Annotated in this window: 21 protein-coding genes and 1 tRNA gene; 9 read left to right on the forward strand and 13 right to left on the reverse strand. The window is 66.1% G+C overall.

The features are described 5' to 3' along the window. Positions 1-98: 98 nt before the first annotated feature. The gene (gene icd / locus VF168_04825) at positions 99-1,361 is read left to right on the forward strand and encodes an NADP-dependent isocitrate dehydrogenase (protein ID HEX7003488.1); all 1,263 of its coding nucleotides are present in this window, start codon (positions 99-101) and stop codon (positions 1,359-1,361) included. Positions 1,362-1,395: 34 nt separating this feature from the next. On the opposite strand, the gene VF168_04830 is transcribed toward icd, so the two are convergent. From VF168_04830 to VF168_04840, 3 genes are read right to left on the reverse strand one after another with little or no spacing between them, the layout of a single operon-like run. After that, a complete protein-coding gene (locus VF168_04830) occupies positions 1,396-1,869 on the reverse strand; it encodes an NUDIX hydrolase (protein HEX7003489.1) in 474 nt (157 codons plus the stop codon). Beyond that, positions 1,856-2,971 (reverse strand): peptide chain release factor 1, encoded by a 1,116-nt coding sequence (gene prfA / locus VF168_04835; protein HEX7003490.1) that lies wholly within the window; start codon positions 2,969-2,971, stop codon positions 1,856-1,858. Before prfA ends, VF168_04830 begins: the two co-directional genes overlap by 14 nt. Before the next feature lie 49 nt (positions 2,972-3,020). Next, on the reverse strand, positions 3,021-4,181 hold the full coding sequence (locus VF168_04840; protein HEX7003491.1) for an ABC transporter substrate-binding protein: 1,161 nt from the start codon (positions 4,179-4,181) through the stop codon (positions 3,021-3,023). A 127-nt stretch (positions 4,182-4,308) separates the two neighbouring features. Here VF168_04840 and VF168_04845 point away from each other — a divergent pair, with 127 nt between their 5' ends. From VF168_04845 to VF168_04865, 5 genes are all read left to right on the forward strand, one after another. After that, entirely contained in the window at positions 4,309-5,112 is an 804-nt protein-coding gene (locus VF168_04845) for a hypothetical protein (protein HEX7003492.1), read from the forward strand. 95 nt (positions 5,113-5,207) lie between these two features. After that, positions 5,208-5,284: transfer RNA gene (locus VF168_04850), tRNA-Arg, on the forward strand. 183 nt (positions 5,285-5,467) lie between these two features. Then, positions 5,468-6,247 carry an SRPBCC family protein gene (locus VF168_04855; GenBank protein ID HEX7003493.1) on the forward strand — a complete coding sequence of 260 codons (780 nt, stop codon included), beginning with the start codon at positions 5,468-5,470 and terminating at the stop codon, positions 6,245-6,247. Positions 6,248-6,381: 134 nt separating this feature from the next. Beyond that, positions 6,382-6,720 carry a hypothetical protein gene (locus VF168_04860; protein HEX7003494.1) on the forward strand — a complete coding sequence of 113 codons (339 nt, stop codon included), beginning with the start codon at positions 6,382-6,384 and terminating at the stop codon, positions 6,718-6,720. A 462-nt stretch (positions 6,721-7,182) separates the two neighbouring features. Next, positions 7,183-8,130, forward strand: a complete 948-nt coding sequence (locus tag VF168_04865; GenBank protein ID HEX7003495.1) for a 3'-5' exonuclease — start codon at positions 7,183-7,185, stop codon at positions 8,128-8,130. Here the strand turns inward: VF168_04865 and VF168_04870 are convergent. Beyond that, positions 8,117-8,611 carry a GNAT family N-acetyltransferase gene (locus tag VF168_04870; protein ID HEX7003496.1) on the reverse strand — a complete coding sequence of 165 codons (495 nt, stop codon included), beginning with the start codon at positions 8,609-8,611 and terminating at the stop codon, positions 8,117-8,119. The two genes, VF168_04865 and VF168_04870, sit on opposite strands and share 14 nt — an antisense overlap. Before the next feature lie 35 nt (positions 8,612-8,646). After that, entirely contained in the window at positions 8,647-9,168 is a 522-nt protein-coding gene (locus VF168_04875) for a hypothetical protein (GenBank protein HEX7003497.1), read from the reverse strand. Between the two features lie 218 nt (positions 9,169-9,386). On the opposite strand from VF168_04875, the gene VF168_04880 reads away from it, so the two are divergent. Together VF168_04880 and dinB are read left to right on the forward strand one after the other, a co-directional pair. Then, positions 9,387-9,893, forward strand: coding sequence for a GAF domain-containing protein (locus VF168_04880; protein HEX7003498.1), 507 nt, complete (start codon positions 9,387-9,389; stop codon positions 9,891-9,893). 65 nt (positions 9,894-9,958) lie between these two features. After that, positions 9,959-11,074 carry a DNA polymerase IV gene (gene dinB / locus VF168_04885; GenBank protein HEX7003499.1) on the forward strand — a complete coding sequence of 372 codons (1,116 nt, stop codon included), beginning with the start codon at positions 9,959-9,961 and terminating at the stop codon, positions 11,072-11,074. Here dinB and VF168_04890 read toward each other — a convergent pair. Continuing rightward, positions 11,071-11,781 (reverse strand): TVP38/TMEM64 family protein, encoded by a 711-nt coding sequence (locus VF168_04890; protein ID HEX7003500.1) that lies wholly within the window; start codon positions 11,779-11,781, stop codon positions 11,071-11,073. The genes dinB and VF168_04890 overlap by 4 nt on opposite strands. A gap of 82 nt (positions 11,782-11,863) precedes the next feature. Between VF168_04890 and VF168_04895 the strand changes: the two genes are divergently transcribed. Then, positions 11,864-12,238, forward strand: a complete 375-nt coding sequence (locus VF168_04895) for a sensory rhodopsin transducer (protein HEX7003501.1) — start codon at positions 11,864-11,866, stop codon at positions 12,236-12,238. A 53-nt stretch (positions 12,239-12,291) separates the two neighbouring features. Here VF168_04895 and VF168_04900 read toward each other — a convergent pair whose 3' ends face one another. The 7 genes from VF168_04900 to VF168_04930 all read right to left on the reverse strand — a co-directional run bounded on the left by VF168_04900 (position 12,292) and on the right by VF168_04930 (position 17,470). Then, complete coding sequence (locus VF168_04900; GenBank protein HEX7003502.1) at positions 12,292-12,735, reverse strand: disulfide oxidoreductase; 444 nt, start codon at positions 12,733-12,735, stop codon at positions 12,292-12,294. Further along, complete coding sequence (locus VF168_04905; protein ID HEX7003503.1) at positions 12,736-13,410, reverse strand: thioredoxin domain-containing protein; 675 nt, start codon at positions 13,408-13,410, stop codon at positions 12,736-12,738. After that, positions 13,407-13,961 (reverse strand): hypothetical protein, encoded by a 555-nt coding sequence (locus VF168_04910; GenBank protein ID HEX7003504.1) that lies wholly within the window; start codon positions 13,959-13,961, stop codon positions 13,407-13,409. Before VF168_04910 ends, VF168_04905 begins: the two co-directional genes overlap by 4 nt. Positions 13,962-14,056: 95 nt before the next feature. Further along, the gene (locus VF168_04915; protein HEX7003505.1) at positions 14,057-15,634 is read right to left on the reverse strand and encodes a hypothetical protein; all 1,578 of its coding nucleotides are present in this window, start codon (positions 15,632-15,634) and stop codon (positions 14,057-14,059) included. Positions 15,635-15,645: 11 nt separating this feature from the next. After that, a complete protein-coding gene (locus VF168_04920) occupies positions 15,646-16,134 on the reverse strand; it encodes a copper resistance CopC family protein (GenBank protein HEX7003506.1) in 489 nt (162 codons plus the stop codon). After that, positions 16,134-16,565: a hypothetical protein gene (locus VF168_04925; GenBank protein HEX7003507.1), complete on the reverse strand. Its 432-nt coding sequence runs from the start codon at positions 16,563-16,565 to the stop codon at positions 16,134-16,136. The genes VF168_04920 and VF168_04925 overlap by 1 nt, the downstream gene beginning before the upstream one ends. Next, on the reverse strand, positions 16,562-17,470 hold the full coding sequence (locus VF168_04930; protein HEX7003508.1) for a CopD family protein: 909 nt from the start codon (positions 17,468-17,470) through the stop codon (positions 16,562-16,564). Before VF168_04930 ends, VF168_04925 begins: the two co-directional genes overlap by 4 nt. Positions 17,471-17,485 lie beyond the last annotated feature (15 nt).

Consider the following 17,485-nt stretch of genomic DNA (forward strand, 5'->3'; position numbering starts at 1 on the left):
CTCCGAGGCGCGTGATAGACTCGCCCCTGGACTGTCGAACACGGCCCGGGACGCGTTCATCGGGCCCCCAGTAAACCAAGAGCCAGCGGAGGAGACCCATGAGTTTTCGTCACATCCAGGTGCCCGAAGGGGACCGCATCGAGTTGCGGGACGGCCAGCTGCAGGTAGGGGATCGACCCATCGTCACCTTCATCGAGGGGGATGGGACCGGGCCGGACATCTGGCGTGCATCGCAGCGTGTGCTCGACTCGGCGGTCGAAAAGGCCTACGGAGGCAAGCGCCGCATCGCCTGGATGGAAGTATTCGCCGGCGACAAGGCGAACGAGGTCTACGGCGAGACCCTCTGGCTCCCGGAGGAGACGCTCGACGCCGTCCGTGAATACCTGATCGGGATCAAGGGACCGCTCACCACTCCGATCGGTGGCGGGATCCGCTCGATCAACGTGGCGCTTCGTCAGCGCCTCGACCTCTACGCCTGCGTACGTCCGGTCCAGTATTTCGAGGGCGTGCCCAGCCCGGTGAAGAATCCGGAACAGGTCGACATGGTGATCTTCCGTGAGAACACCGAGGACATCTACGCCGGTATCGAGTACCGGGAGGGCAGCGACGAGGCGCGGCGGATGCTGGCCCTGCTGGAGGAGAAGTTCCCCGAATCGTTCGCCAAGATCCGCTTCCCGGGAACGGCCGCGATCGGTATCAAGCCGGTGTCGATAGAAGGTACCGAGAGGCTGGTGCGGGCAGCCGTCGACTATGCGATCGAGAACGACCGAGACTCGGTCACCCTCGTGCACAAGGGCAACATCATGAAGTTCACCGAGGGTGCCTTCCGCGACTGGGGCTACGCCATGATCAAGCGGGAGTACGGCGCCAAGGAGTTGGACGGCGGTCCCTGGCTCACCTTCGACAACCCCCGAACCGGCAACACGATCACGGTCAAGGACGTCATCGCCGACGCCATGCTGCAGCAGATCCTGCTGCGCCCCGCCGAGTACAGCGTCATCGCCACCCTCAACCTAAACGGCGACTACATCTCCGACGCGCTGGCAGCCCAAGTGGGCGGGATAGGCATCGCTCCGGGTGCGAACATCAACTACGAAACGGGACACGCGATGTTCGAGGCCACCCACGGCACCGCGCCGAAGTACACCGGCCAGGACAAGGTGAACCCTTCCTCGGTGATCCTCTCCGGGGAGATGATGCTTCGGCACCTGGGCTGGCACGAGGCAGCCGACCTGATCGTGCGCTCCATGGCGAAGACCGTAGGGCAGAAGCGCGTCACCTACGACTTCCATCGCCTAATGGAGGGCGCCACGCTGCTCAGGACGAGCGAGTTCGGCAGCGCTCTGATCGAGAACATGTAACGCCTCGATCCAGGCGTTCTCGGCGGGGGTAGGGTCAGGCGACCCTGCCCCCGCGTCCGTCCCAGCCGGCGAACGAGTAGAAGCGGCCCGGCTCCCGCTCGCGCAGGTAGTGAACCAGCGGCTCTTTCAGTGGTGGAATCGGGATGACCGTCTCCACCTCCTCCACCGGGAAGAAGCGGGCTTCGACTATGAAGCCGTCCGGGTCGCGCGGATTGAGCAGTCCATCGTACTCGGCGAGGAAGGCGAACGACACCGCCCTGTCGTTGCGACGAACGTCTTCCACGTGCACGGCATAAGCGAGGTGGTGGACCCGGGTGATGATCAGCCCGGTCTCCTCCTTGACCTCCCGGGAAAGAGCGTCGAGGGTGGATTCTCCGCGCTCTACCACCCCTCCCGGGAGCGTGTAACGAACCCGTCCGTATCCTTGCCAGTCGTTGCCAACGAGAAGAACCCGACCCTGACTGTCGAGCAGAATCGCCGCGGCAACGACGAACTCACGCCGTGCCACGCGGTTGCGCTCCGGCGTGCCTCGCTCCGTGCGCCTCCGCCATCTCGTCGAGCCTGCGACTCTGCTCGGCCTCCATCAGCGCCTCGGTGAGTTCGCCGAGGTCGCCGCTCATCACCTGAGCCAGGTTGCGAGTGGTGAAGCCGATGCGGTGGTCGGTGATGCGTGACTGCGGGAAGTTGTAGGTGCGGATCTTCTCGGAGCGCTCGCCGCTCCCTATCTGCACCAGTCGGGCCTCCCGCGCCTCGGAGGCCGCCTTCTCCCGCTCCCGCTCGAGCAGCCTCGCTCGCAGGACGGTGAGCGCCTTCTCCTTGTTCTTGATCTGCGACTTGCCGTCCTGGCACGATACGACGATCTCCTCCGGCGTGCCCGGCTTGTAGGTGACCCGCACCGCCGAGTCGGTGGTGTTGACCGATTGTCCGCCCGGTCCGGAAGAGCGGAAGACGTCAACCCGGTAGTCGGAGGGAGAGAGCTGCACGTCGACGTCCTCGGCCTCCGGCAGGACCGCGACGGTGACGGTGCTGGTGTGGATCCGACCCTGCGTTTCGGTAGCCGGCACGCGCTGCACCCGGTGCACCCCGGACTCGAACTTGAGGCGGCTGTAGGCGCCTCGTCCGGTCACCTCGATGGAGACCTTGGAGAGCCCGCCCACCTCGGTAGGCTGGCTGTCGAGAACCTCGGCCCTGAAGCCGAGCGAGTCGGCGTAACGGAGGTACATCTCCAGGAGCTCAGCGGCGAAGAGTGAGGCCTCGTCGCCACCCGCGGCCGCCCGAACCTCCATGATCACGTTCTTCTCGTCGAACGGATCCTTGGGGAGCAGCAGGCGCTCGAGCTCGCTCTCGAGCTCCTCGCGCCGGGGGTCGAGCCGCGCAAGCTCCTCCTGGGCCATCTCGCTCATCTCCGGGTCGCCGGCGAGCTCCTTGGCGCCATCGATCTGCGCCAGCGTCTCCCGGTACTCGCGGAAAGTCTCCGCCACCGGTTTGAGCTCCGCGTAGCGTTGCATCGCCTCTCGGTAACGAGCCTGATCCGCCAGCAGATCAGGCTCGCCGAGGCTCCGCTCCAACGCGGCGAACTCGTTGTCTAGGTCGTTCAGCTTCTCGATCATTGACTCATTCTACTGTGGCGCCTCTCGTGCCCTCGTGGTCGCAACCGCTTCAGTGGGCGGGCACGAGGCCGCGCGGCGCAGGCGTCGCGATCACCACCCCCCTGGGGATGGTCAGATCGGGATCTTCACCGTCGTAGTCGTAGCTGCCGGCCGCTCCGTCAACAGGACCCATCGCCACGAGGGCGTCGCTCACCGCCTGACGGAACGAGGCGGTGTCGGCGGGGGAGACGCCGTATACGGTTGCGAGTTCGGCCGCGCTCAGCAGCAGTTCGAGGGCGTCGAACGCGAGGGCGCCCTCGAGGGTTGGCCCATAGACGCCGTACGCCCGGGCGAGGACCTCCCGGAGGCGCTCGAGGGCTTCGTGGTTCGGGCTCCCGGGAGGCAACTCTTCCGCCAGCACCACCGGCGGGGTCGCCAGCAGAGCCTCCCGCAGGAGCGAATTGCGTACGCCTCCCGGGAACTCGTTAGCAAGGGACCACGGGAGGTAGACCGGCCCCTCGTAGCCGCGGGCGCGGAGTCCTCGGATGGCGGTAGCGCTGTCGTCGGGCAGCCCCCACACGATCACCGCCGAGGGCTCACTGGCAGCCACCAGCAGGGCCTCCGGCGTAAGGACATCGGCTCCCGGAGGGTACTGCTCGGCGCGTGAGAGCGGCAGGCCGGTTTCGGCAAGTGCGGCGACGACGGCGTCCACGATCTCCCTACCGAAGCCGTTGTCGAGCGTCATCAGGCCCACCCCACGCCCGAACCGGCGGGCATCCTGAGCCATCGCCAGCGCGACCGTCAGGCGACCGGGAACCATCACCAGGGGACCATCCTCCGATCCCCCGAGCGGCTCCTCGAGGGAGAGAATCGGCAGCCGGGCAGCCATCGCTGCGGCTGAACCGGCGCTGACCGCCGTTACGCAGCACACGACCGCGTGGACATCCTCCTGTTCGACCAGTTCACGGATGGCTGGCAGGGTGTTGGCCGGGGTCGTGCCGCCATCCCGATAGAAGAGCTCTACGGGAAGACCTGCGGCCTGGTCGGCGACGTCGCGCTCCCAGGCGCGGGCGGCGAGGTACTCGTTCCAGTTCGCGCTGGTGGCGGTGTCCTGGTAGGGGAGTACGACGCCGATCCTCAGCGGGGTCTGGGCCGCCGACCAGGCGGTCGTGAGCAGGAACCCTAGCAGCAGGAGTCTCGTGGGGGCGGCGCGGGCAGCGGGCGAGAACATGCAGCGGTTGTAACCAGCGCAGCAGTTAACCGGATGAGATGTGGCGGCGGCCCGTGACCGCTTCCCCAGCTCATGGATTAGCGCTCGCTAGACTGTCCACACGAAGTCAGCGACCGGGGGGACCGCTATGGACGTCACAATCCGTGAGGCCGTGGAGCATATCCGTCTCGAAAAACTTGGTCCGCAGCGCCTCGGATTCACCTTTCCCAGGCTGACGCCGGAGGTCCAGAGCCTATATCGCGACCTGCGCGTCGATCTCGGCGATCTCCTCGTCTTCTACCCGGAGTTCCTCGACGTTCGCACCGAACTGGGCCTGCACGCCCTCTTCACCGGCTTCGAGGAGGGAGCGCTCGGGCTGCTGGAGACGAATTTCGAGATCTGCCGCGAGGCGACCTCGAAAAACAGCGAGGGCTCTGCCCGCCGCTTCCCGTGGCAAGACGCTGAGAATCGCGCCTATTTGCGCTCTCTTCGCGAATACGCCTACGCACTCGGAAGGATAGGCCGCCACCGCGAGGCGATTTGTCATGCCCGTGAGGTGTTGCGCCACGATCCTACGGACCACACCGCGGCCCGCGAAGTCCTCGTCAGATCCCTCCTCCACAGCGCTCAGCACGCGCGTGTCCTCGAGATAACCGGGGCGCCCGGAGCTACCTCGAACGTGCAGCTCTGCCTCGGCAAGGTCCTCGCCTGCGTAGCCCTCGGTTGGGAGGAGGAGGCGTTCTACACGCTGGCCGAGGCTTATCGCAGCTGGCCCACCACCGTCGAGGTGTTGATCTGGCCGGGCAGGTCGGTCATCTGCTCCGACGCGCTCATCTATCCAGTAACTGAGCAGGAGCAGGCCGGCCGCTACTGGCTCGACAACGGCCTGCTGTGGGAACAGAACCCCTCGGCCGTCCGCTTCGTGCGGCGCTTCCTGGGGGCGAGGGCCTGATCGCGCCGCTCTGCAGAACAGGCCCTTTCGGCCCAGGCGCGGTCCAGCGGCCGCTTGTGCGTTGCGGTCGCAGAGGGTACGATACTTGACCGCATGCGCCCGTAGCTCAGCTGGACAGAGCAGGGGACTCCTAAGCCCAAGGTCGCAGGTTCGAATCCTGCCGGGCGCACCACTCCAGACAGTCGAACAAGGGTTCGTTCAGCCGACGCGATACCCGAAGGGCCCACATTCTCGCGGCGCGACCGTTCATATGCTTACGGTGTGACGGCCCACTCTGAGGCGGCCCGCCAAGGCCTCCGCGCCAGAGCGGGTCGCTGACGTAGAGTCGAGTGGACTTGGCAGGGGAGGGGCAACAATGGACCGCAGCGATCAGCGCGAATCCTTCGAGACCGATATCGGCCAGAGGCAATCCGGCAGGGACTTCTACCGACAGCGCTACCGTCAGTTCGACCAGCGCGGCGGCGGATCGATGGAGTGGGGCTACGTGGCGACCGGGGCACTACTTCTCGGACTCGGCGGGTACCTGCTGATGCAGGGTATGCGCGGAGGCCAGACGGGCCTGCCGATGGGCCGCAGCGGAGGCCGCAGCGGTAGCTCGACGGAGCGCAGCCGCCGCATGGGAGCGATGATGAAGGGCCGGCGGGACACACCCGGTGTTCAGGTGCGAGAGCAGGTGACGATCAACCGCTCCGTGCCCGACCTCTACCGGTTCTGGCGGAACGTGGAGAACCTGCCGCGGGTGATGAGCTACCTGGAAGAGGTCACCAAGCTGGGGGACCGGCGCTCGCGCTGGGTAGCGAAGGGCCCGGCGGGACAGAAGATCGAATGGGAAGCCGAGATAACCGACGCGCGCGAGAACGAACTCGTGGCCTGGAGGTCGCTCGAGGGGTCCGAGGTGCCGAACGAAGGCTCGGTGCGTTTCAGCCGCAGCCCCGACGGCAGCGGAACCGTCGTGGACGTAGCCCTCACCTACCACCCACCAGGTGGCAAGGCCGGATCGGCGATCGCCAAGCTGTTCGGCCGCGAACCAGCCCAGGAGATCCGGCGCGATCTGGAGAGGTTCAAGGAGCGGGTCGAGTCGGGCAACCTGATCCTCGCCTCGGGCACCCAGGGAGGCTCGTTCACGAGCAGCTGAGTCACCAAAATCGTGAGCGTCTGGGGCGGCCGTAAGGCGGCCCCTTTTCGATGGCGTGGGGGCCCTGAGCGCGGGCCCCGACAATGCAAATTTCTTCCCAACAGCAGGGGGCGACGCCCCTTACGCTTGTGGGCATGCGCCCCCAGAACTTCTCACTGTTCTTTCTGGCCGCCGGCGTAGCAGCAGCGGTGGCCCTGACCCGTAAAGGGCATCACCAGCAGATGAGCGCGCCCACCAACCGGGCCCCTCGCCTGGCGCCGCGTCGTTTCATCCTGGCCAAGGACGTGCCTTCGCTCGATCTTCGTCGCGGCGAGCGGTTGCTGGTCGATCCCGACGCCCTCATCTACGTCGGCGACGTTGTCGCCCTCAAGTCGGACGAGCCGGAAGTAGTGCTGGCCCGGTTCCACGACGAGCTGATGCACTGCGTGGATGGCCTCGTGATACGGGAGACGCAAGCTCACCCGTCGGTCTGAACGACCGTCCCTGAAAGCCGAACGACCGAAGCGCCGGTTCCCCTAGGAGCCGGCGCTCTCTTCTGCCTGATCATCTCCTCCTGAATAGCGGCACCCAGTCCGAGCGTCGCTGCTTCCGGTGACTCGGCGAACCACCGGTCACCGACGCCGGGCGGCCTACCCCGTGCGCGGTTATGCCGGCCCGTCTGTCGCGCATTGCCATATGCAGCCCGACTGAATATACATTCAGTGGCGATTGCATATACAGGGGGCCACCCACGCGGCGGGTTACGGATCGAAAGGAACGGCAGAGAGATCGTCGTCGTTCTCCACAAGGTTATCCACAGGCGCTTTTCGACCCGAAGCCACGCTTTCGTTCCGAAGGCGAGGTGAGCGGCGAGCGGCTATTGCTTCCCGAGAGTCGTGCGGCTCGCGGCCGGCCTGTTATGTTGGCGAAGGGGGAGACACGGGAGACCGGCACCGATGAGCGAGAACCTCGAAGACTGCGCCGAAACCCTGGAGGCGTCCGGCGAGTACCGCGTCCTGCGCAGGTTCTCATGCCCCGGCCGCTACTGCGAGGACGAGGCGACGGACCTGCTCCGTGGCGTGTTCCTGGACGTGGAAACGACCGGCACGGACACGCGGACCGAAAAGATCATCGAGCTGGCGATGGTGCCGTTCGAGTACTCGCCCGACGGTCGCGTCTTCGCAGTGGAGGAGGCGTTCGTTGGCCTGCAGGACCCGGGGCGGCCCTTACCCCCCTTCATCACCGCCCTCACCGGCATCACCGACGAGGAGTTGAAGGGCAAGAGCATCGACGCGGCCGCGGTCGCCTCCTTCCTGACCGGCACCTCGCTGGTGATCGCCCACAACGCGGACTTCGACCGACCCTTCTTCGAGAAGACGTTCCCCGGTCTCGAGCCTCTCCCGTGGGCCTGCAGCCAGCGTGAGGTCCCCTGGGGGCGCCTGGGCGTGCGGGGCCGCAAGCTCGAGTACATCGCCTACCGCAGCGGTGTGTTCTTCGACGGGCACCGGGCTGAGGTCGATTGCCAGGTTGGAGTCCATGTGCTGGCGACCGACTGGCTGGGGGACGGCCGGACGGCCCTCGGTTCGCTCCTCGAGAGCGCGCGGAGGGTCGATGCCAGACTTTGGGCGCTAGGAAGTCCCTTCGAGACGAAGGACCTCTTGAAAGCGCGCGGTTATCGGTGGGACGGCGGCCGGCGCGTGTGGTACCGCGATCTGCCCGAACCTGAACTCGAGGCCGAGCGGATCTGGCTCGCCGAGGCCGTGTACGGCGAGGAGCTGAGGCGCCGCGGCCGGGTGCGGTTGAAGGTGACCCTGGTCTCGGCGCGCGAGCGTTACAGGGGAACGGCGTTGGAGCCCAAGGACGACTTCTGGGTCGAGCCGGTGGGCCTCTTCAGCAGCCGCTGACGGCGCTCCGCCGTTCGAGCAGCAGCACGTCGCGCCAAACCCCACGCAACTCGCCCAATCGCTCGCGAGTACCGACCACCCGGAACCCGCAACTCCGATGCAGTCTCAAACTGGCGGTGTTCTCGGGGAAGATGCCGGCCTGGAGGGTCCACACACCCGCCTCCTCGGAACCCCTCACCAGCGCCTCGAGGAGTTGACTACCCAAACCGCGCCCACGGGCGTTCCCGGCGACGTAGATGCTCACTTCGGCGACACCGCGATAGACGTAGCGTCTCGATACAGGTGAGAGGGCTGCCCAGCCGACCGTCACGTCGTCCTCGAACAGCACCAGCCTGCACGCAGCGAGATGGGAAGCGTCCCACTCCTCCCAGGACGGAATCTCGGTCTGGAAAGTGGCCTGGCCGGTAGCGATCCCCTCGGCGTAGATCGTGCTCACTCGCGGCCAGTGCGAGGGGGACATCGGGGCGAATCGAACCGCCATCGGTGATCACGATATAGCAGTCAGGCGTTGATGGTTCAACTGCGAAGCGACAGCAGGAGTTGCAGGAACTGGTGATGGAAGAACATGACCGTGGCGCCGTAGACCACGTGCCCGAGCACTTGCGAGGGGATGAGGCGAACCTTCTCCCGGTAGCTGACGATCGGGTGGTGCTCGATGACTATCACAGCCACGAGTAGAGCGACTACGAGCCCGTGGACGAAACCTATCAGGGCGCCGAGGAGCGGGAAGAGTAGGTCGATGTGGACCGGCGCCCCGGGGAACACCGGCCAACTAGGACCCATCACGGGCGGGTCCTCCAGCAGCGCCAGGACGATCCAGCCGTAGAGGAGCGCGATGAGGATGCCGACGAGGAAGTAGGTGGTGGTTCCCATGAATCGGCTCTGGCCGTTCTCGCGGCCGGTCATCGCCGAGCCCAAAGCGCCCATGACGTCGTAGGTGGCGCCCTGCCAGGCCCTCGGGAGGTAGAGGAAGAAGACCATCACGGCGGTCGCGATCAAGCCGGCCGCGAAGGATGACAGCAGCAGCGGAAGGATCAAGCCGCCTTCCCTCCCATCTACAACGAGAAAAGGCCGGCGCCCCCGTGCCGGCCTCCTCCCTGGGGCGATGCTGCTGCCCCTGTGCGAATAAGAATAGCCGGTCCGTTTCGGGGCGCCAAGAAACAGTTGTATCAATCTATCAGTGACACCTTAATCTGCCTTTCATTCAGGGCGTGCCGCTGCGAACCCGCCAGGCCGAGGCGGGGTAACGTAACGACGTGAACGAAGCAGAGTTCGCCCTCCTCGCCGAGCGCTCGGCCCCACCCGGCTATGACGAGCTGCTGCGGATGAGCAGGAGTCTGTTCGTGGGCGAGAGGGACTTCATCGCCAACTCCGCGAACCTGAGCGCGCTCCTCTACCAGTTCCTGCCCGACATCAACTGGTGCGGCTTCTACCTCCTGCGCGGTCGCGAGCTGGTGCTCGGGCCGTTCCAGGGGAAGGTCGCGTGCGTGCGGATCGCGGTGGGCAAGGGGGTCTGCGGCACGAGCGCCGCGCAGCGCCGGACCCTGATCGTGCCCGACGTCGAGGCGTTCCCGGGGCACATCGCTTGCGACGCCGTCTCGCGCTCGGAGATAGTCGTCCCGATGCTCGCCGGCGACCGCCTCCTGGGAGTGCTCGACATCGACAGCCCGAACAGAAGCCGGTTCGGTGTAGAAGACGGGGAAGGCCTCGAACGAATCGTCGAGGCGCTCCTCGTCGCTTCGGATCCACCGCACCTAGGCTGAACTCTCGGGCAGCGGACGCAACCCGAAGTAGATCGCTGGCGGAGGGGGCCGGCGATAATGGGACGATGCGCCGCATCCTGCACATCGATGCCGATGCCTTCTTCGCCGCCATCGAGCAGCGCGACGACCCCAAGTTGCGTAGGCGACCGGTCGCCGTGGGCGCCGAGAGCGCACGAGGCGTGGTACTCACCGCGAGTTACGAGGCCCGGAAGTTCGGCGTGGGTTCGGCGATGCCGTCGCGGATGGCTCGCGAGCGCTGTCCAGAACTGGTCTTCGTGCCGCCCCGTTTCGACGCGTACCGGGAGGCCGGCGAAGCGATCCGCGAGATATTCGGGCGTTACACCGAGCTCGTCGAACCGGTGAGCATCGACGAGGCCTACCTGGACGTGAGCGATCCGAAGATCGGACCCCCGAGTGGGACGTTGATAGCTCGCCGGATCAAGGCCGACATCGTACGCGAGACGAGGCTGACCGTGAGCGCTGGAGTGAGCTACTGCAAGTTCCTCGCCAAGCTGGCCTCCGGCTGGCAGAAACCGGACGGCTTAACAGTGCTGACGCCCGACGATGCCGAGAGGGTGCTGGCGCGACTGCCGGTAGAGCGGATCCACGGCGTGGGTCCACGGACCAGCCAGAAGATGCATGAACTCGGGATCCACGACGGCAGCGACCTGCGTAAGCAGAGCGAGGAGTTCCTTCTCGAGAAGTTCGGCAAGGTGGGCGCCCACTACTACCGTCTGGCGCGCGGCATGGACGACCGGCCGGTCGATCCCAACTCGGTGCGCAAGAGCGTATCCAGCGAGGAGACATTCGAACTCGACATCGCAACGCTCACGGAGCTCGCCGAGGAGCTCCCACCGTTGGCTCAGGGGGTGGCGCGGCGCCTGGAGCGAGCCGGCCTGATGGGGCGCGGCGTCGTTCTCAAGGTGAAGTACTCGGACCACAGCGTCGTGACCCGACAGCTGCTGCTGCCGCTGCCCGTCAGATCAGCCGGGCAGATCCTCGAGGTCGCCCATCACATCCTCTTCGAGAAGTTGGAGTTGGAACAGCCGGTGCGCCTGCTGGGCGTGGGGGTCTACGAACTGCAGGAGGGGGAGCTGCTGCAGCCACCGCTCTTCCCTGAGTGGAGCGACTGGGCGCTGGGTCGCGGCGTTGCGTCTGGCCGCCGGGGCGCTGGCCGCTAGTGAGCCCGACGTCGCCGCTGGTCGTAGACAACCCACAAGACGAAGGCGAAGAGGCTCACGACCGAGATCCATATGAGAGCGGACTTGAGCCGGTCGATGTCCTCGCCCAGGAACGCGACCAGGGCGGTCAGGGGCAGTATGCCGAGGCTGGTTGCCAGGGCGAAGCGGAAGAAGTTCATCCTGAGCAGTCCGGCGGCGAAGCTCACGGCGTCGTTCGACAGGACGGGCGAGATCCGGGCCGCGATTATCCCCCACATCCCGTAACGTTCGACGTACGAACCGATCCTCTTCTCGGCCTCACGCCCGATGAGTCTGGCAACGGTGACTGGTCCCAGGGCGCGGCCGATGAAGTACGCCATGACCGCCGCCAGCAGCAGGCCGGCCCAGGCTAGCAGGAAACCCCAGAGCGGGCCGTAGGCGAGCACCGCCACCACCAGCAGCAGGAGCGAGGGGATGAACGCCAGCAGCGTTTGCGCCAGCATCATCACGAAGATGAGCAATGGCCCCCAGAAACCGAACCCCTGCACCCAGTCGCGAAGCCGCTCGCTCTCGCCCGAACTGATGAGGCGATAGGCCCGATCCACGAACTCCCGGTAACCGGGGGCGACGAAGTAGAGGCCCACCAGAACAGCGAGCAGGCCGATGGGGACGAGCCAGGTCCATCTGCTCCTGGCCCGTCCCCCGTTCGACCCCACGTCGTCGCTCACCTAAGCAAGCGTACGCGAAACGAGCGATCCTTCCGAGAGCCAACCTACTGAGCGAAGTCGTGACGGGCGGGATACTCCGGGGATGAGCATCACCATGGGCAAGAGACGCTGGGCGATCGCCGAGGGGTACATCCCCGGCTGGAGCAACGGGCCCGAGCCGGCCTTCACCAGCCACGAGACCGTGTGCCTGCTCAACACCTCGAGCGAGGAGGCCAGAGTGGAGTTGACGGTCTACTTCACCGACCGCGAACCGGCCGGGCCTTACGTGTTGACGCTGGCACCGCGGCGAACGGTCCACCTGCGCTTCAACGAGCTGGACGACCCCGAAACGATCCCCCGCGAAACGCCCTTCGCCAGCGTGATCGAGTCGACCGTGCCGATAGTGGTACAGCACACCCGCCTCGACTCTCGTCAGGCCGAGAACGCACTGCTCAGCACTATCGCCTACAGCGAGTAGTCGCGGGCAGGAGGAGTGGGTAACGGCGACGGAGCGTTTCGCCGGCTACCACTTCACGCCGTGTAGCCGGCGGCCGGATCGCTGCGGACCTCGCGTGATCGCCAGAGCCCGATCAGCAGCAGCGCCACCAGGGTGAAGGCGGTGAGGGAGAGCAGCGGGATGGTTATGAAGCCCAGCCAGTTGATGTACTCGACGCTGCACGGCACCCCCTGCCGGCAGACCGCTGGCGCCCCGAACCCCGGAACCTTCTGCTCCAGGTAGTGGAAGAGGGCTATCCCCATGCCCAGCAGATTGACGGGCAACAAGTAGACCACGAGATCGGTGTCCCTGCGGTAGGCGCCTATGCCCAGCACGATCGTCTGCGGGTACATGAGTATCCTCTGATACCAGCAGAGGGTGCAGGGGACGAACCCCGCCACCTCGCTGAAGTAGAGGCTGCCTCCGGTGGCGACCAGCGTCACCAGCCAGGCAAGGTAGAGGCCGATCTCGCGGATCACCTACTGTGACTGCTCCGGAGCCGCCTCTGCCACCGCACGTTCGATGGCGGCATAACTCCAGTCGGCGAGCTTCTCACCGTCGACGAAGACGGTGGGGGTACCGGTTGCACCGGAGGCTTGCGCCGTCTGCCGGTCCTGTGCGACCTCGTCCTCGTAGCGTTCCTCCTCGAGGCACTCCTCGAGTTCATCGACGTCTATGTCGGGAACGTATTCGCCGGCCAGCTGCACGAGACGTTCAGGCGTCGCCCACTGCTGGCTCTCCGGCCCCTGAGCGCGGAACAGTATCGTCTTGTAGTCCCAGAAGAGCTCCTCGCTCTGGTTGTAGACGCACTCGCCGGCGATCGCCGCGGTCGTCGAGTCGGGTCCCAGGAACGGGAAGTTGATGAACACCAGGTTGGCGCGGCCAGTTTCGATCAACTCCTCCTCGATCTGCGGCACCACCGTCTGCTCGAAGCGCTGGCACACCGGGCACTTGAAATCCTCGAAGCTGACGATGGTGACCGGAGCGTCAGGGTCACCGAGAAGCGGCTGTTCGGAGATGCGGAAGTCCGCGCTGCCGGCGGGTGCCGAATCGTCGCCGCCGGGCCCTAACTGGCTGAAGATGATGTAACCGAGGATGAGAACAGCCAGTATGACGAGGGTGATGGTGGTGAGGTTTCGGGAATCGAGCTTCATTCTCTCTCCTTCGGAGCGGCCCCTTCGGTGGGCCCGGACCGCAGAACCAGCAGGGTGACGACCAGTCCGGCAACGAGTGGCACGCCGATCAGCCACACGAGCCACGTGGTGAGACTACCGCCTACGGCAGTCGGGGGGAAGACGAACTCGATGGGCTCGACCGGTTCAGCGGTGCCGACCGGAAGCTCGACCGTAGTGACGGCCTCCTCCTGCCGGAACGTCTGGTCGCGCATGGTGAGCAGGTAGGTTCCCGCCTCGGGCAACCGCACTCTTGCCCGGTAGTTGCCGGCCGGCTCCACCTCCTCGAAACGGACGCTCGAGACAAGTTCACCGGCTCGCTGGAACTCGGCGAGGACGAAGGCATCTTCGATCGGGATGGACGACGGGTCCACCAGCTCGAGCCGCAAGGCGAACTCCGAGTCCGGACGGGGTGGATTCGGCTGGGGTGTGACCGTACCGAAGACGATGGTGGCGTGGGCCGCAGCCCCGCCAGTCAGCAACAGGGGCAAAGTCAGCAGCAGCGTGCGGAGGGTGAGCAGGGGCCTCGACATGGTCAGACGATCCGATCGGCCGGGCGCAGCCGGGCGGGAGACGCCGCAAGCCATCGTAACCGCTCGCGGCGCGAGCGCGGTCGCTCGGCCCCGTCTCACAGGCTCGGTCCCAGGATCGTCCCGCGCATCTCCATCGGCTGGGCGAGGAGCCACAGGCCCAGCGCGGCGAAGGCGAGGGTATAGAGGAGGATCGGCCACATGGCGACGACGCCACGGCGACCGAAGTCGCGCAGGGCGATGCGCCCGGCGACGAAGAGGGCGAGAAGCGTGTAGGCGCTGGTTACGGCCGCGGTGATGGTGAACAGGTAGCGGGTGGGCACGAGTTGCGCCAGTCGCCAGTTCGGGTCGACGGGCAGGCCCCGGAAGGCGAAGAAGTGCTCGAATACCGGCACGATCGAGAGCGCCCCGGTGAGGAAGTGGAAGAGGTAGTGCGAGGCCCAGAAGCCGAAGGCGAGGACTGCGGGGACGTAGCCCCAGCGTTCGAGTGCGCGGACCGGCTCGGCGCGTCCACCGCCGGCTAGGTCGGCCAACAGCGCCGTCCCAGTCGTCACTGCGGCACCCACTGCTGCCACGATCAGGAAGAGCAGCGCGAGCAGTGTCTGCTCGCTCTCCACGCTCAGCAGCCCGGCGATCCAGTTGGCGGCTCCGTGGAAGGGGGCGACCATCGCCGCGGCGTTGAGCAGGCCGAAGAATGCCAGCAGCACACCTACCAGCGACACGGCCAGGCCGCCCCGCCGCGTCAACGGCGCACGCGTCACCTCACGAGCGGGAGACCGGAGGGTGAGCGCCACGTTGTCGTAGGGACAGGCGCGCACGCAGTTGAAGCAGTTCGTGCAATCCATGTTCGACTGCACCGTCGGAGCGAAGAGATCTGTCTCGCACCCTGGGAAACGGCCCGAACCGTTGACATGAACGACGTCGGCCAGCGGCACGAAAGCGAACTCGCCGCTCGCCTGAGCAGGATCGGCGTAGCTCTCCCTGCCGTGGAGGCACGGCTTGTGCTCGCACTGCCGGCACAGGTCGTGATCCACCGCGGTTATCTGGGCCGGTGACACCGACGAGAGAGCGAAGTTGAAGTTCCCGAGGGGACAGACCCAGCGGCAGAAGGTGCCGGCGGGGAAGAGCGTGTCGACCGCCAGGGCCGCACCGAAGTAGCCGAGCGCCAACCAGGCGGTGAGCCACGGACTGGCCCACAGGTCGAACGCCTCGTACGAGTAGAAGAAGAGGAGAAGCAGCAGCAGGACGAGGTACTTGTTCTTGAGCACCCGCGGCCAGGCGAGTTTGCTAGGCAGGAGCCGCTCCAGGCGACGGGAGAAGCCGCGGGTGAGCATCAGCGGGCACGACGCGCAGAAGGCGTTCCCCACGAGCGCCAGAGCGATGACCACCAGTCCGCGGTAGTGGAGCCAGACGCTGGTGGTTGCGACGTTCCGGGGCGCCAGTTGCCGGCCGGTGAAGCCGTCGACGATGACGAAGAGCGCCAGCAGCAGCAACGGCACCTGGAAGACCAGTCGCGCGTAACGCCAGCGGATGAAGCGCCGCACTCCGGGGAGGCGCAGCAGGTCGAAGCCCCGCGGTTGATCGGTGATCGGCTTGTAGACCGGGAGTTCCGTGCCTACCGCTGGTGCCGCCGTTCGTCCTGGGGAGATCCTTCTGCCTATCAAACCGTCACCCATCCTTACCCGCGTCACTCATCGGGTGCCACGACGAAGGTAACGAAACCCTGGACGATGTGGGTGTCGATAGAGAGCGCGCGCCAGGCGAGAACGTAGACTCCGGGTTCGAGCGGCTCTTCCCAGGTGATGGTGATCGAGTCGCTGCGACGCTCGCCCGTCGAGATCGTCGTCTCCACGCGCGCTTCAGCGGATCGCAATTCACTCCCGCCTTCGGTAAGCAAGACAGCGGCCAGGCCGCTGAGCCTCTGCCACTCCCGTTCGCTGGGCTCTCCCGGCGGAGCTTCCTCCGCCAACCTGTAGAGCTCGAACCTGCTGAAGGTCACCTCGACGGGCTCGCTGAACCGGAGGGAGGCTTCCGTGGTCGCCGATCGGACCACGGTGCGGTCGGCCGGCTCTGCCGCGAGCAGGTCTGCGTGAGCCGCAGCCAGCGGCAGGAGCAGTAGCACGGTCAAGGCGATGAGCGGCCGGGGCCATCGGAAGCCGTGTTCACCGAGGCGCATCACGGGAACCTGAGTTCGTCCAACGGCCGCACCTCATGCAGTTCGAAGGTGAGGTCGACCTCGGCGGTGCCGATGAAACCGCTGAGCCGAAGAGTGTAGACGCCCGGTTGGGTGAGCACGAAGTCGTCCGTGTACGAGCCCGGTTGACCGTGCCGGGGACGCAGTTCCAGCTCGAGAGTCGCTTGTCCGTCAGGTCCGATCAGTTGGGCCGAGAGACTGTTCTGCAGGTTCTCGACAGGCTCGCCTTCGCCGGATCTCCTTACCGTCAGGCTGAGCCCGTTGCGCTCGTCGGTGAACGGCGGCTCGGTGGAGAAGCCGACGATGACGTCGTACTCCTCGCCGGGAGCGCCGATCGTCTGGGTTTCGTGAGCGAGCGCCTGCGAAGCGAAGAGCAGGAGCGCGAGCGCTATGAGGATAGTATGTGCTTTCAATTCGTTCCCCTATCTGGCAAGAAGTTGCGGAGGCTTTCCAACGGATCCGGGGGGACCCCGGGTTCGTGAGGCAAGGCGCTGGTTGTGAGCAGCCCGGTGACGGCTAGTACGGCGAGCAGCAGCATGGCCTCAGCTCTGAAGAGACGCCGGAAGCTGGGTCCAGCTTGCCCGCGCCTGATCCTGGGCAGGAACCACCAGCGGTTGACGGCGGCGACTGCGACTATCAGGAGTACCAGGAGGTTCTTGACGCTCAGCACGCGACCGTACGGGCTCGAGGCCAATATCTGCGGCGAGGAGACGTGCAGCAGCGCGGTGTAGAGGCCGGTCGCGAACAGCACCATCACAGCGGTCGCACCGATGCTAGAAACCCTGTTCAGGGCAACGACCTGCGGAGTGCCGGGGCGTTCCCAGAACGGCATCCAGGCTGCGTACAGCACGGCGCCCGCCCAGCCTGCCGCGGCAGCGAAGTGCAGGAGGTCGGCGACCAGTGGGAGGGTTCCGGCCACGGCCACCGCGTGACTGGTCCAGCTGAAAGTGGCGAGCAGTAGCAGGGCCGAAACGGTGAAGAACGACCGTCCTGCCGTTCGGCCGAACGGCAGTAAGGTCGCTGCGATCAGCAGGGCGATAGCCACGAACCTGGCGAGGGTGGCTACGCCGTGGCGGGTCGCCACCAGGTATTCGGTCCCTAGGGACGGATCGAAACGGCCCAGCAGGTTCGAGATGGTCACGACGATCTGCAGTGGGCTCGCGACGAGGACGAGGGCGCAGCCGACTACGAGACCGGTGCGGAGCCGGCCCGATACTTCTGGTCGTAGCGACTCCGGGGCCACGAACCACCTGAACACTCCGGCGCCGATGGCGACGACGGTGCCTATGTAGAGGAGTGCCTTCAGGAAGGTGTCCATGGTGTGGCCTTCGGG

The organism is Trueperaceae bacterium (assembly GCA_036381595.1).
Classification (GTDB): Bacteria; Deinococcota; Deinococci; order Deinococcales; family Trueperaceae; genus DASVCN01.